Origin of the sequence: Pseudomonas sp. SG20052 (assembly GCF_031766055.1) — a bacterium.
Taxonomy (GTDB): Bacteria; Pseudomonadota; Gammaproteobacteria; order Pseudomonadales; family Pseudomonadaceae; genus Aquipseudomonas; species Aquipseudomonas mandelii.
This window is the reverse complement of the sequence record NZ_CP134498.1, coordinates 1,851,544-1,865,898: the sequence shown is the minus strand read 5'-3', so window position 1 is coordinate 1,865,898 and position 14,355 is coordinate 1,851,544. Positions and strand designations below refer to the sequence as shown.

Sequence of the window (14,355 nt, the reverse complement as noted above, 5' to 3'; positions counted from 1 at the left end):
CCCCAGACGCGCATGGAGTGTAGTTAGTTGACTGGTGGCAGGCTGAAAGGGGACGAGAGAGGCTTAGAGCCGCTCCGAATGCAGAATTGGCATCTGATTTACGGATGTTTGTTGACTTTTAGGGCCTCATCGCCAGCAGGCTGGCTCCCACAGGATCGGTGTCGATCAAAAAACCTGTGGGAGCCAGCCTGCTGTCGATGTCGATTTACAAGGCGCCGGACGCTCTCAATGCAGACGCTTGCGGCACATCAACAGCGCCATTTTCGCCGTGTCCGGGCGCTCGACGATGCCTTTCTCGGTGACGATCGCATCGATCAGGTCCGCCGGGGTCACGTCGAACACCGGGTTGAACGCATCAACCTCCGCCCCGACCCGCTTGCCGCCGACCTCCAGCAACTCGCGACCATCGCGTTCTTCGATAGGAATCTCGTCGCCGCTGGCCAGGTTCATGTCGATGGTCGAACTCGGCGCCACCACCATGAAGCGCACGCCGTGGTGCATGGCGTTGACTGCCAGCTGATACGTGCCGATCTTGTTGGCCACATCGCCATTGGCAGTGATCCGGTCTGCGCCGACAATCACCCAGGTCACACCCTTGGTTTTCATGATGTGCGCGGCGGCGGAGTCGGCGTTGACGGTCACAGGAATGCCTTCATTGGCCAATTCCCAGGCGGTCAATCGCGAACCTTGCAACCATGGGCGGGTTTCGTCGGCGTAGACGCGCTCCACCATGCCTTCGATAAAGGCCCCGCGAATCACCCCCAACGCGGTGCCGAAACCGCCGGTGGCCAGTGCGCCGGTATTGCAGTGGGTCAGGATCGCCTGCGCGTTGCCCTGGTGCTTGCGGATCAGGTCCACACCCAATTGCGCCATGGTCAGGTTGGCTTCGCGATCGCTTTCATGAATGGCGATGGCTTCCGCCTCCAGCGCCGCGAGAGGATCCGCATCGCCCTTGAGACGATCCAGGCGGTCACGCATGCGCCCCAAGGCCCAGAACAGATTCACCGCCGTTGGACGGGAATCAGCCAGCAATGCGTAATCCTCTTCCCACTCGGCCTGCCAGTCACCACCCTCAGCTATGCGAGCGCGGGCCGACAGCACCATCGCATAGGCCGCACTGATGCCAATGGCCGGCGCGCCGCGCACCACCATCGAGCGAATGGCCTCGGCCACGCTTGCGGCGCTGGTGCAGGCGATCCACGTTTCCTCGAACGGCAAAATACGCTGATCCAGCAGGTACAGGGCGCCATCACGCCAATCGATGGCCTTCACCTTCTCCGCAGCCAACAGTCGATCGCGCATCCCACACCCCGCACTCATGAACAAAAGCCGCCGATTATAGCGATCCCCCCGCGAAGACGCTCGGGTATACTTCGCCATCCTTTACAAAAGCACTGGAACCGACCCTCGATGCCGAACACTGCCGCTGCGCTCGACCTGTTATTGCTGCCGACCTGGCTGGTACCCGTCGAACCCGCTGGTGTTGTCCTCAAAGAGCACGGCCTGGGCATTCGCGATGGACGCATCGTGTTTATCGGCCCACGAGCGGCTGCGCTGAAGCTTAACGCAACCGAAGTTCGTGAGTTGCCGGACATGTTGCTCAGCCCCGGCCTGATCAATGCCCACGGGCATGCGGCGATGACACTGTTCCGGGGCCTGGCGGACGATCTGCCGCTGATGACCTGGCTGGAAAACCACATCTGGCCCGCCGAAGCCAAGTGGGTCGACGAAGATTTTGTACGCGATGGCACCGACCTGGCGATCGCCGAGCAGATCAAAGGTGGCATCACCTGTTTCTCTGACATGTATTTCTTCCCGAAGGTTGCCAGCGAACGTGTCCATAACAGTGGCATACGCGCACAAATCACCATTCCGATCCTCGATTTCCCGATTCCAGGGGCCAGCACGGCGGACGAGGCCATTCGTCAGGGCGTCGAATTGTTCGGCGATCTCAAGCACCACGAGCGGATCAAAGTCACGTTCGGCCCCCATGCGCCCTACACCGTAGGCGACGAAAACCTGGAGAAGATCCGGGTGATCGCCGAAGAACTGGACGCCTCGATTCACATGCACGTCCATGAAACCGCGTTCGAAGTGCAGCAATCGGTCGAGCAGCGCGGCGAGCGCCCCCTGGCCCGACTCGGCCGCCTGGGATTGCTCGGCCCGCGCTTCCAGGCCGTGCACATGACCCAGATCAGCGATGAAGACCTGGTGCTGCTGGTAGAAAGCAACACCAATGTGGTTCATTGCCCGGAGTCCAATCTCAAGCTGGCGAGCGGCTTCTGCCCGGTCGAGCGTCTTTGGCAGGCTGGCGTCAATGTCGCCATCGGTACCGATGGCGCGGCCAGCAACAACGACCTCGACTTGCTCGGCGAAACCCGCACTGCCGCGCTGTTGGCCAAGGCTGTCGCTGGCTCGGCCACCGCGCTGGACGCCCATCGCGCGCTGCGCATGGCCACCCTCAATGGCGCCCGTGCGCTGGGGATCGAGACTGAAACCGGTTCGCTGGAAGTTGGCAAAGCCGCGGACATCGTCGCGTTCGACCTCTCGGGCCTGGCGCAGCAACCGATCTACGATCCGGTTTCGCAGCTTATATACGCCACCGGCCGAGACTGCGTGAAACACCTGTGGGTCGCCGGCAAACAATTGCTCGACGACCGTCGCCTGACTCGCCTGGACGAGGAGCAGCTCTGCGCCACCGCCAAGGCCTGGGGTCAACGCATCAGCGGCCACACCGAACAGTAAGCCTCCCCGGACTGACTTCCGGGGCAACAGGATTTTTCAAGTTTTAGAGGACTTAAACCATGAGCAACGTCGACTACGCCGAAATCGCCAAATTCGAAGCCCTGGCCCATCGCTGGTGGGACCGCGAAAGCGAGTTCAAACCGCTGCACGACATCAACCCGCTGCGGGTCAACTGGATTGACGAACGGGTCAGCCTGGCCGGCAAGAAAGTCCTCGATGTGGGCTGCGGTGGCGGCATCCTCAGCGAAGCCATGGCTCAGCGCGGCGCCACCGTCATGGGCATCGACATGGGCGAAGCGCCCCTGGCGGTCGCGCAATTGCATCAGCTGGAATCCGGCGTGAGCGTCGAGTACCGGCAGATCACCGCCGAAGCGCTGGCCGAGGAAATGCCTGAGCAGTTCGACGTGGTCACCTGCCTGGAAATGCTGGAGCACGTGCCGGATCCGTCCTCGGTGATCCGCGCCTGCTTCAAAATGGTCAAACCGGGCGGCCAGGTGTTCTTCTCCACCATCAACCGCAATCCGAAGGCGTATCTGTTCGCCATCATCGGTGCCGAATACATCATGAAGCTGCTGCCACGGGGCACTCACGACTTCAAGAAATTCATCCGTCCTTCCGAACTGGGCGCCTGGAGCCGCATGGCCGGCCTGACCGTCAAGGACATCATCGGGCTGACGTACAACCCGCTGACCAAGCACTACAAACTGGCGGCCGATGTGGACGTCAACTACATGATCCAGACCCTGCGCGAGGAGTAAGCCGATGCGTATCAGAGCAGTCCTTTTCGACATGGACGGCACGCTGCTCGACACCGCGCCGGACTTCATCGCCATCTGCCAGGCGATGCGCGCCGATCGCGGCTTGCCGCCGGTGAACGACAAGCACATCCGCGACGAGATTTCCGGCGGGGCCAAGGCGATGGTCGCCGTGACCTTCTCCATGGACCCGGAATCACCGGGTTTCGAGGAATTACGCCTGGAGTTTCTGGAGCGTTACCTCGCCGGTTGCGCGGTTCACAGCAAACTCTTCGACGGCATGGGCGAACTGCTGGTCGACATTGAGAAAGCCAACCTGATCTGGGGCGTGGTCACTAACAAGCCGCTGCGCTTCGCCGAGCCGATCATGCAGCAGCTTGGCCTGGCCGAGCGCTCGGCACTGCTGATCTGCCCGGACCATGTCAAGAACAGCAAGCCGGACCCTGAGCCGTTGATCCTGGCGTGCAAGATGCTCGACCTGGACCCGGCCAGCGTGCTGTTTGTGGGCGATGACCTGCGCGATATCGAGTCCGGTCGCGATGCCGGCACCAAAACGGCTGCAGTGACCTACGGCTACATTCACCCGGACGACAACCCGCGGCATTGGGGGGCGGATGTGGTGGTGGATCATCCGCTTGAGTTGCGCAAGGTGCTCGATAGCGCTCTTTACAGCTGCTGAGTACCGCAGATTTTGTGGCGCGGGAGCTTGCTCCCGCTGGGGCGCGAAGCGCCTCCTCTATCTAAAAACGCATTCTGTCAGGCACACCGTATCTGGTGATTTACGACTGCTTTGCAGTCGAACGCGAGCAAGCTCCCTCGCCACAGGTTCGGTGCCGCCTTTGTGTTGAATTGTTGTGAGGTTTCTTATGTTTGATTATTCCGCCCGCCCTGAATTGCTCAAGGACCGGGTCATCCTGGTTACCGGCGCAGGTCGCGGCATTGGCGCTGCGGCGGCGAAAACCTACGCAGCCCATGGTGCAACCGTACTGCTGCTGGGCAAGACCGAAGCCAATCTGACTCAGGTCTATGACGAAATCGAAGCCGCCGGGCATCCACAGCCTGCGGTGATACCGTTCAACCTGGAAACCGCGTTGCCTCATCAATACGATGAGCTGGCCGCGATGATCGAAACAGAGTTCGGCCACCTCGACGGTTTGCTGCATAACGCGTCGATCATTGGTCCGCGCACGCCGATCGAGCAGCTGTCCGGCGAGAACTTCATGCGCGTCATGCACGTCAACGTCAATGCCATGTTCATGCTCACCAGCACCTTGCTGCCGCTGCTCAAGCTGTCCCAGGACGCTTCGGTGGTGTTCACCTCCAGCAGCGTCGGCCGTAAGGGTCGCGCGTACTGGGGCGCTTATGGCGTGTCCAAGTTTGCCACCGAAGGCCTGATGCAAACCCTGGCCGACGAAGTCGACACCGTGGCGCCGGTGCGCTCCAACAGCATCAACCCGGGCGCTACCCGTACCAGCATGCGCGCCCAGGCATACCCGGGTGAAAATCCGCTGAACAACCCTACGCCCGAGGAGATCATGCCGGTCTACCTTTACTTGATGGGTCCGGACAGCACGGGCATCAACGGCCAGGCTTTCAACGCACAGTAACAACCGCACGTCGCTTTTTGTACCGCGCCGGGTTCCCGGCGCGGCCCTGAAAGTACCCCGCAAGTGCAGTGGTTTAAGTCAATACGCCGCCGCTCTTTCTGCCTGAAATCCTTCAGAAATCCTTCAACTTTTTGATTTTTAAGGGTTTTTATTCAAAGGAACTCATTGGCATGACTTTCGCTCTAATTTTGCTCAGACACGCCGTGTGAAAGCAATCGGGCGGACGCCTCAGTCGATAGGTTACTTATATTCGGCAAAGCGGACTAAACTTGCGCCAAATGTCCTACGGGACTGATGGACCAGTATGACGCGCAGCCCAAAGCCGCTCTCACCCAGCCTGTAAGACAGCCTTACTGCTTAGGGGCTCACGCCATATGAAATCACCATCCCAGACCAACGCAATTGCCTTCGACAGCGCCAAATTGCAACGCCTGGGCTTTGGTCAGCAACCTCCCATTCTGGAGCGGCCATTCAGCCTTGCACAAGTGCGTCAGCAACTTGGCCAGCAACTGCAGACAAGTCTTGAGCCACAACGCATTCTCGGACTTTTCTTCCGCGAGATTCAACGCCTGGTGCCGCTGGATGCGCTGACTTATCAGCACTCGGCCAGCGACTTGCGTCTGGAATTCGGGCATCGCGGCCACCATTCCGTCACTTACAGCCTCAGCCATGAAGGCGAGAACCTGGGTGAACTGGTGTTCCGCCGCAATCAGCGATTCAGCGACCACGAACAAAGCAATCTGGAATCGCTGCTGTCCACGCTCCTGTTCCCGATGCGTAACGCCCTGCTCTATCGCGCGGCGACGCAAAGTGCACTGCGCGATCCGTTGACCGATACCGGCAACCGCATCGCCATGGATCAGACCTTAGAGCGTGAAATCGAGATGTCGCGGCGCCACTTGATGCCGTTGTCACTGCTGATGCTGGACATCGATCACTTCAAAAACGTTAACGATAATTTTGGCCACAGTGCGGGCGATGACGTACTCAAGAGCGTCGCGGCCTCGATCAAGAACCAGCTGCGCAATGTGGACATGGTGTTCCGTTTTGGTGGCGAAGAGTTCCTGATTCTACTGTCCAACACCAGTCGGGAAGCCGCCGCCATGGTCGGCGAACGACTGCGGTTTGCGGCACAGGCGCAGAGTTACAAAGCCGATGGCAATCAGATCGAGCTGACGGTCAGCCTGGGTTGCTCGACCCTGCTGCCCGGCGAATCGGCCGATAGTTTGTTGCGTCGGGCCGACAGCGCGCTGTATGTCGCCAAGCGCGAAGGGCGTAACCGGTTGGCCATGGCGGGTTAATCCTTCAGCTGAGCCACATAACTAATGTGGGAGCGGCGTTGCGGCGATCCGACTTGCTCGGATCGCCGCAACGCCGCTCCCACATTTTTTCGCCTGTAATACCTATGGATCAGCTTTCGGCCAATGCCATGCGCTCACGCGCGACCGGAGCCTTTTCAGAGTGTTCCAACTGCATGCAGCGCTCCAGGAACAGGTGCATGTAGTCGTAACTCTTGCAGACAGCCTGGCGCAATTCCACTTGCAAGGATTTGCTCGGGTTCAGGCCCGCCAATGTGCAGATGATTTCAAGCGCTTCCCAGGGATGGGCATCATCGTACTGAGCGTGCATCTTCAACCACTTCATGGCCCGCTTGCGATCTTCCTCCGGGAACGCGGCCGCATAGACACCATTGGAACAGACCAATGCCGACCACTCTCCGGTCGCCCCTTCGATGGCATAGTTGGTCGCGGCAATGGCGACAATCAGCGAATCCGCCGAACTGGTGTGCCAGCACCAGTGGCTCAAGGCGTGAAGTTCAGGTGCAACGTGTTGCGCCTGCAAATCTTCCAGGCTGACCCCATGGGCCCGACTCCAGTTAACCCAGTAATCGGCATGGTTAAGTTCGACACGAATGTTACGCATCAACCAACGACGCGCCATGTCTTCACCAGGGTGTCGGGCAAAACGAGTCTTGGTCAGGTTTTGTGCCATATATAACGCGAACTGTTCAACGACGGGCCAGCCACCAATAAGGTACTGCCGCATGGTTTTTGCGCCGAGCTTATTGTCTCGCATGCGCTGATACAGTTCGTGTTCGACAACCCGGCGCTTACTCTCGCTGCAGTCCTTGATGAGCTGTTGCGCCCATACGGGATAACTTGCAGCTTCCATGAGTGGTCCGGTTCGATTGAATGTGTCGATCACTGTCGGGCTCCTTTTGATTGTGATTGTTAGGATCAGCAAGAGATTTCAACGGAACGTGCCGGGCGCCTTGAATAACAAAGGTTGAGGCCTGGCAGGACGACTTTGCAAACTATCGCAGGTAAACAGATGCGGGCGTTCAATGACATACCCTTGAGCGAAGTCGACCCCGATCTCCAGCAATGCCTGCTCGATCTGGGGTGTTTCTACAAACTCGGCAATCGTGCGCTTACCCATGACATGGCCGATGTGATTGATCACTTCTACCATGGCGCGGTTAATCGGGTCGTCCAGCATATCCTTTACGAAACTTCCATCGATCTTCAAGAAGTCTACAGGTAAATGTTTCAAGTAGGCGAATGAGGACATACCGGCGCAGAAGTCATCCAACGAAAAGTGACAACCTAAACCTTTGAGTTCATTGATAAATCTAATTGCACTTCCCAAATTGGAAATTGCACTGGTCTCTGTAATTTCAAAACAAATCATTTCAGGTGGAATGGACCATGCAACAAACTGTTCCCTCAGGAAGTCCAGAAACGCGTCATCTCCGATAGTAGTGCCTGACAGATTAATCGCACACATGGCCAAAGGACCTTTGCGCTCTTCGGCAATACATTGGGCAATGATCTTAAAGACGTTCTGCACCACCCAACGATCAAGTGCGGTCATCAGACCATAACGTTCGGCAGCCGGAATAAAACTGTCCGGTAATATCATGCGCCCGGCTTCATCATGTAGACGCAACAGGATTTCTATATGCCCGCCGCCGTGTTCGGTATGACCAAGGGGTGCGATTTCTTGGGAATAGAGGCAAAAGCGATCCTCTTCCAGTGCCATGTGCAGGCGCTGTACCCACGCCATCTCACCGAAACGCAGGGACAGTTCCGAATCATCGGCGTTATACACCTGAACACGGTTACGCCCTTTTTCCTTGGCCATGTAACAGGCCATATCGGCAGCACGCAGTGAAGCTTCGAGGGTGGTCGGGGTTTGCGCGATATGAACCATCCCGATGCTCACCGTTGTGACGAATGGCCGGCCTTTCCACACAAAGTGCAGGTTCTGCACGGTATGGCGCAGGCTCTCGGCAATTTTCTCGGCCGCTTCCGGCGGACAGTCTTCCAGCAAAATCCCGAACTCGTCGCCACCCAGCCGGGCCAGCGTGTCACCTTCGCGCAAGCCTGATTGCAACAGCGCGCAGATATGCCGAAGCAGTTCGTCACCCGCCGCGTGGCCGCAGGTATCATTGACCAGTTTGAACTGGTCCAGATCGAGGAACATCAAGGCGTGGCGCCCAGAGTATCGGGTCAGGTTGTGCAACGCCTGCTCCAGGCGATACTCGAACTCGCGACGATTGGCCAGCCCGGTCAAGGCGTCGTGGGTCGCCTGCCAGGACAGATTGGCGATGTACTGGCGCTCCTGAGTCATGTCATGCAACACCAGCACGGCGCCACTGACCTTGTCGGCGTTGCGGATCGGCGCCCCGACCAGGGTGACCGAGACGGTGCTGCCGTCGAGGCGCTGGATCAGTTTGGAATGCTCGCTGGCGCCGCTGAGCTGACCGCTCAATATGTGCTCGATCAAGGTAAAGCCGTCAGCCTGAGCGTTGTCATCCAGCAGATTGAACAAGGCCGCCAGCGGCAAGCCGATGGCCTGCTCGCCTTTCCAGTGAGTCAACGCCTCGGCCGCCGGGTTCATGTAGGCGATCGCACCGTCGACATCCGTGGTAATCACACCGTCGCCAATGGATTGCAGGGTGATCTGCGCCCGGTCTTTCTCCAACTGCAAGGCCTCGGCAAAGGCATGGCGCTGTTTGAGCAGTTTGTGGGTACGCATCAACGCTAACGCAATCAAGCCCAGGGCCGTGGCCAGGTTCGTGACCAGCAGCAGGCGCAGAATCAAGCGCGAGCCCTCGCCCAAGGCATCGCTGAAGGCTGTGGCGGCAGGCGTCACACCATCGTTGATTGCAAAAATCTGGTCTTTCCAGCGTTTGATGTCAGCGTCCGACGCCTGGTTTTCGGTAATGCGCCGGTGCATCTCTTGGGCGACGTTATCGAGTTGCACCAGATACGCGTCACCCACCGTCCAGCGGTCGATGGCTTTTTCAAGGTAACTGAAATGCCTGAAATTGAGGTACAGCCAGATCACGCTGGAGACGTCGTCGGGATGATTGCCACCCTTGAGAATCGCCACCCGTGCGGCTTCGATATTCGGTGGCTGGTGATCCAGCGCCACGCGCAACTCGTGACCACCCTGGGGTACGGCAATGGCGTTCTGGTACTTGAGGAAAATGGCCTCGTCGCGACTGTCCGCGTAGAGATTGAGGTAATAGATGGCGTCCTTCTGACCCTTGGACCACAGGCTCTCCCCGGCCACATAGCCGCGAACTGCCGAAAGTACATAGAGACTGACCCCGCCCAACAGCGCTTGAAATAGCACTACGGCAATAAATGGCCAGACGATGCCCAATAACCTAGGGGTTCCGAGAGTCCGCTTTTGCTTCATGAGGTCCCTTGTATTAGCACTGCCAGATCATCATCCAACGTGATCGCTACAGCTAGACTAGGGTGCGTATTCGATCCCGGCAAGCCAGCGCCCGTATTTTGCATGCACTTGCCGCAAACCTGACGCGGGCTGTCACTAATGCTGCTGTAAATGGCCATAAAGCTTGGCGTACAACCCACCTTCGGCAATCAGTTGCTGATGGTCACCATCCTCGGCAATTTGCCCGCCGTCGAACACCAGCACCCGATCAGCCTGTTTCACCGCCGACAACCGATGCGCAATGATCAGCGTGGTGCGGTTGCTCAAGAACCGCGCCAGCGCCAGGTGCAGGTTGTATTCGGTGGCAGCGTCCAGCGCCGAGGTGGCCTCGTCGAGAATCACCACCTTGGGTTCGGCCAGCACCATCCGCGCAATCGCCAGCCGTTGCCGCTGACCACCGGACAAGCGCACGCCAGAGCGTCCGACAATGCTGTCCAGACCATCAGGCAATTCTCGAACCGTTTGGTTCAGCTGGGCAATCTCCAGCGCTTGCCAGCAGGCCTCGTCGCTGCGCAGACGGCCCATCGTCAGATTGGCGCGTATCGTGTCATTGAACAGCGCCGGATGTTGCAGGACCACGGCGACGTTTTCGCGCACGGTCTCCAGGCCGATCTCCTGCTGGGTCGAGCCACCGAAGCGGATGGTCCCGGCAAGGGGCGTGTACAACCCCAGCAGCAACTGCACCAGGGTGCTCTTGCCGCCACCGCTGGCACCGACAATCGCCACTTTTTCACCGGGGGCGATGGACAGGTCCATCTGGTTTAACACCAACTCGTCGCCGTATCCGAAACTCAAGCCCTGGACTTCGATGCCCACGGTGTCCCGCCCCTGAAACGGATCGACACCGCCGGGGTATTGCGGCTCATCGGCGCGGGCCAGCAACTCGTTGATCCGCGACAGCGCACCACCGGCGGCGTAATAGGCGTATTGCAAATTGAGTAACTGCTCCACCGGACCGATCATGAACCACAGGTAGCTGAACACCGCCAGCATCTGCCCGATGGACAAGTCGGAGAACAACACGGTGAGCATCGCCGCAGCGCGGAAAATATCGATGCCGAACTGGAACAGCAAGCCACTGGCACGGTTCGACGCATCGGTCTTCCACTGCGAGGTCACCGCATAATCGCGCACTTCCCGGGCCCGCTGCCCCAGACGCCCGAGGAAAAACCCCTGACGGTTGCCGGCACGCACTTCCTGGATCGAGTCGAGGGTTTCGGTCAGGGCCTGGGTAAAACGCGAGGTGCTGTCATTCTCGAGCTTCTTCAGGTGCTTGACCCGCTTGCCCAGTTGCACCGTGGCGTAGATCACCAGCGGATTGAACAACATGATCAAAAGCGCCAGCTTCCAGTGCATCCAGATCAGAATGCTTGCAGTGCCGACCAGCGTCAGCATCGCCACGAGGAATCGACTGAGTGTCTCGCCGACAAATTTGTCCAGCGTGTCCAGGTCCGTGACCAGGTGCGTGGTCACCGTGCCGCTGCCCAGGCTTTCGTATTCGCCCAGGGAAATACGCTTGAGCCGTTCGATCAGCCGTATGCGGATGCGATACACGATGTCTTTGGCCAGCGCCGCGAACAACTTCGCCTGCACCACGTTGAACAGCAAGGCGCCGCAGCGCAGCAACAAGGTCACCAGCAGCATCAGGCCGATGTAGCCCGCCGCTTTCTGCCAGCCTTCCGGCAACGCGTGGTTCATGATTTTCAGCGCGGAATCGCCATGCCCCAGCAGCACTTCGTCCACCAGCAACGGCAGCAGCAACGGAATCGGCACGCTGCACAGGGTGGCCAGCACCGCCACGCCATTGGCGATCCACAGGGATTTTTTATGGTGAAGGGCCAGCCGCCGGATTTCAGCCCAACTCAGCCGATCGACACGCTTGGGAGCTGGCGTGTCATCGGGCAGGTCATGCACAGGCAGCGCGCTCCAGCCAACGACCGAGCAATGGCGACAATTCACTCAAGGGTTGATAGCCATTGGTCAGCAGCGCCAGTTGCCCGCTACGTTCGGCCAACAGCGTTGGGAATCCGGCGATGCCGAGGTCCTGGACCCAGGTGAAATCGGCAGCAGTCGCGGCGTGCTGATCGGCACGGTCGAACGCAGCCGCAAACTCGATGCGCGGCAGGCCGGCTTTCTCGGCCAACTCGACCAGGACACTGGCGTGGGTGACGTCTCGGCCTTCGGCATAGAACGCGTGCTGAATGAGGCCGAGCAGTTTCCACGCGCAATCCGGCGCCAGGCTACGCGCGGTCACCAACGCCCGGCAGGCAGGCTCGGTGTCGTAGACAAAACCGTCAGGCAATGCGCCTTCGGTCTTGAACGGTTGGCCGGTGGCCTGGGTGACGGCTTGCCAATGCTCAAGGATGTAGCGCCGGGTAGTCGGCTCCAATGCGGAGCCGCTGCCGGTGCGCAAGCCGCCCACCACCAGGTGCACGTCCACCCCTGCAGCCTGCGCCTGCTCGACCAGCGCGTTGGCGACGGGCGCAAAGCCCCAGCACCAGGAACACATCGGGTCCATCACATAGAGCAGGCGTTGGGCAGACATGGTTCAAGCCTCTGAAGGAGTTTGCTTGTAGTTGTAGCCGATCGGGTGAGGCAGGTTGCGCGCCTTGGCCAGTTCGATCTGCTTCTGCCGATCAATGGCGCTGCGACGGGTTTTCTCGCTCAGCGTATCCCAGCAATGCGGGCAACTGATGCCGGCCACGTAATGCTCGGACGTGCGGTCTTCGACGCTTACCGGCGTACGACAGGCATGACATTGATCGTAGTCGCCTTCGCTGAGGTCATGGCGCACGGTCACGCGGTTGTCGAACACGAAGCAGTCGCCCTGCCATTTGGTTTCTTCCTGCGGCACCTCTTCAAGGTACTTAAGGATACCGCCCTTGAGGTGATAGACCTCGTCGAAACCCTGGCTGAGCATGTAGCTCGAGGCCTTCTCACAACGAATGCCGCCGGTGCAGAACATCGCGACTTTCTTGTGCACGGCCGGGTCGAAGTGGGCTTTGATGTAGTCGGGGAATTCGCGAAAACTGGTGGTTTTCGGGTCGATGGCGCCTTCGAAGGTGCCGATCGAAACCTCGTAGTCGTTGCGGGTGTCGATCAACAGCACTTCAGGGTCGCTGATCAGCGCATTCCAGTTCTGTGGATCGACGTAGGTGCCGACCTGTTTGTTCGGGTCCACGCCTTCGACGCCGAGGGTGACGATTTCTTTCTTGAGCTTGACCTTGGTGCGGTAGAACGGCTGGTCGTCGCAGTACGACTCTTTGTGGTCGATGTCGTCCATGCGCGGGTCGTTCTTGAGCCAGGCCATCAGCCCGTCTATACCTTCGCGGCTGCCGGACACGGTACCGTTGATGCCTTCTTCGGCGATCAGCAGCGTGCCCTTGATGCCATTGTCGACCATGGCTTGCAGCAGTGGCTCGCGCAGGGCAACGTAATCTTCCAGAGTGACGAACTTATACAGTGCCGCCACGACAATCTGTTGTGTCATGGGTGTTTCTCCAGGTGGCTACCCTCGCAAAGGGTGAACCGGAATAAAAAAAACGCGCCGGGTGAGCGGCGCGTTGGGCAGTCTATCAAAAATAAGTGCTTCTGTAGGAGCAAGGCTTGCCCGCGAAGGCGATCTTGAGGACGCCTTCGCGGGCAAGCCTCGCTCCTAGCTGCCGCCAGCACAGGTTGGCGAGGCCGGGGCCGCGTCGATCTGTGCCCATTCTTCAGGCGTGTAGGTATGCAGCGCCAACGCATGGAACTCGCCCATCAGCTCGCCGAGCGTACCGTAGACTTTCTGGTGACGCTTGACGCGGTTGAGCCCTTCAAACTGCTGGCTGACCACCACCGCCTTGAAGTGGGTCTGTAACCCACGGCTGTGCATGTGGCTTTCATCCAGCACTTGCAGATGCTCGGGCTGTAACAAGCCCAGCGTCGATTCGATGCGTTGTTGCATGGTCATACCGGGCTCCGCTTAAGGCTTTTTCTTGGCTGGAGCGGCGGCGCCTTTAGGCTCCAGCTCGGCAGTCATGTCAGCCAACAGCTTGTTGACCACAGGCACCGCGCTTTCCAGCTTGGCTTGAGTCATCTGGGCCGACTGCTGAGTCAGCTGCGGCATTTTTTCCAGGACTTTCTTGCCCAGTGGCGACTTGTAGAACGCGACCAGGTCTTTCAGCTCGGATTCGCTGAAGTTGGTGGTGTAGAGCTTGACCATGTCTGGCTTCAGCTTGTTCCAGCCAATGGCTGCGTCCAGAGCGGCGTTGGCCTTGGCTTGATAGGTTTCCAGCAGGGCTTTTTTCGATTCAGGGGCTTTGGTCTGTTCAAAGCGCTGAGCGAACATTTGCTGCACTTGCATGTACACCGGAGTGCCCAATTTGTCAGCGTGCGCCAGGGTCAGGAAAGCTTCGGCACTGGCGTTGTGGCTGGCGGTATCGGCAAAAACAGGGCCGCTGGCGCAAACCAGTGCAACCGCGGTACAGATGGCACGAAGACGAGTCATCGAGTTTCCTTTT

General features: G+C 59.0%; 13 protein-coding genes. 5 read left to right on the top strand and 8 right to left on the bottom strand.

The window, feature by feature from the left end; genetic code table 11:
• Positions 1–225 precede the first annotated feature (225 nt).
• Positions 226–1,302 (bottom strand): S-methyl-5-thioribose-1-phosphate isomerase, encoded by a 1,077-nt coding sequence (gene mtnA / locus RHP74_RS08500; RefSeq protein ID WP_010461692.1) that lies wholly within the window; start codon positions 1,300–1,302, stop codon positions 226–228.
• Positions 1,303–1,410: 108 nt separating this feature from the next.
• Here mtnA and RHP74_RS08495 point away from each other — a divergent pair, with 108 nt between their 5' ends.
• The 5 genes from RHP74_RS08495 to RHP74_RS08475 all read left to right on the top strand — a co-directional run bounded on the left by RHP74_RS08495 (position 1,411) and on the right by RHP74_RS08475 (position 6,408).
• Positions 1,411–2,745 (top strand): TRZ/ATZ family hydrolase, encoded by a 1,335-nt coding sequence (locus RHP74_RS08495; RefSeq protein ID WP_311098848.1) that lies wholly within the window; start codon positions 1,411–1,413, stop codon positions 2,743–2,745.
• A gap of 59 nt (positions 2,746–2,804) precedes the next feature.
• Complete coding sequence (ubiG, locus tag RHP74_RS08490; RefSeq protein ID WP_311098846.1) at positions 2,805–3,503, top strand: bifunctional 2-polyprenyl-6-hydroxyphenol methylase/3-demethylubiquinol 3-O-methyltransferase UbiG; 699 nt, start codon at positions 2,805–2,807, stop codon at positions 3,501–3,503.
• A 4-nt stretch (positions 3,504–3,507) separates the two neighbouring features.
• Positions 3,508–4,179 carry an N-acetylmuramic acid 6-phosphate phosphatase MupP gene (gene mupP, locus RHP74_RS08485; protein WP_311098844.1) on the top strand — a complete coding sequence of 224 codons (672 nt, stop codon included), beginning with the start codon at positions 3,508–3,510 and terminating at the stop codon, positions 4,177–4,179.
• Between the two features lie 187 nt (positions 4,180–4,366).
• The gene (locus RHP74_RS08480; protein ID WP_007899713.1) at positions 4,367–5,107 is read left to right on the top strand and encodes a YciK family oxidoreductase; all 741 of its coding nucleotides are present in this window, start codon (positions 4,367–4,369) and stop codon (positions 5,105–5,107) included.
• Between the two features lie 374 nt (positions 5,108–5,481).
• Positions 5,482–6,408: a GGDEF domain-containing protein gene (locus RHP74_RS08475; protein WP_311098842.1), complete on the top strand. Its 927-nt coding sequence runs from the start codon at positions 5,482–5,484 to the stop codon at positions 6,406–6,408.
• A 109-nt stretch (positions 6,409–6,517) separates the two neighbouring features.
• Here the strand turns inward: RHP74_RS08475 and RHP74_RS08470 are convergent, their stop codons facing one another.
• The 7 genes from RHP74_RS08470 to RHP74_RS08440 form a co-directional block, all read right to left on the bottom strand.
• Positions 6,518–7,279 carry a TenA family transcriptional regulator gene (locus RHP74_RS08470; RefSeq protein ID WP_409201932.1) on the bottom strand — a complete coding sequence of 254 codons (762 nt, stop codon included), beginning with the start codon at positions 7,277–7,279 and terminating at the stop codon, positions 6,518–6,520.
• 78 nt (positions 7,280–7,357) lie between these two features.
• The gene (locus RHP74_RS08465; RefSeq protein ID WP_077747964.1) at positions 7,358–9,817 is read right to left on the bottom strand and encodes an EAL domain-containing protein; all 2,460 of its coding nucleotides are present in this window, start codon (positions 9,815–9,817) and stop codon (positions 7,358–7,360) included.
• Between the two features lie 135 nt (positions 9,818–9,952).
• Positions 9,953–11,770 (bottom strand): ABC transporter ATP-binding protein, encoded by a 1,818-nt coding sequence (locus tag RHP74_RS08460; protein WP_311098838.1) that lies wholly within the window; start codon positions 11,768–11,770, stop codon positions 9,953–9,955.
• Complete coding sequence (locus RHP74_RS08455) at positions 11,763–12,365, bottom strand: DsbA family protein (RefSeq protein ID WP_169858238.1); 603 nt, start codon at positions 12,363–12,365, stop codon at positions 11,763–11,765. Before RHP74_RS08455 ends, RHP74_RS08460 begins: the two co-directional genes overlap by 8 nt.
• A gap of 39 nt (positions 12,366–12,404) precedes the next feature.
• On the bottom strand, positions 12,405–13,346 hold the full coding sequence (locus RHP74_RS08450; RefSeq protein WP_010461707.1) for a rhodanese-related sulfurtransferase: 942 nt from the start codon (positions 13,344–13,346) through the stop codon (positions 12,405–12,407).
• A 165-nt stretch (positions 13,347–13,511) separates the two neighbouring features.
• Positions 13,512–13,805 (bottom strand): BolA family transcriptional regulator, encoded by a 294-nt coding sequence (locus tag RHP74_RS08445; protein ID WP_010461708.1) that lies wholly within the window; start codon positions 13,803–13,805, stop codon positions 13,512–13,514.
• A gap of 12 nt (positions 13,806–13,817) precedes the next feature.
• Positions 13,818–14,342: a DUF2059 domain-containing protein gene (locus tag RHP74_RS08440; RefSeq protein WP_010461709.1), complete on the bottom strand. Its 525-nt coding sequence runs from the start codon at positions 14,340–14,342 to the stop codon at positions 13,818–13,820.
• Positions 14,343–14,355 lie beyond the last annotated feature (13 nt).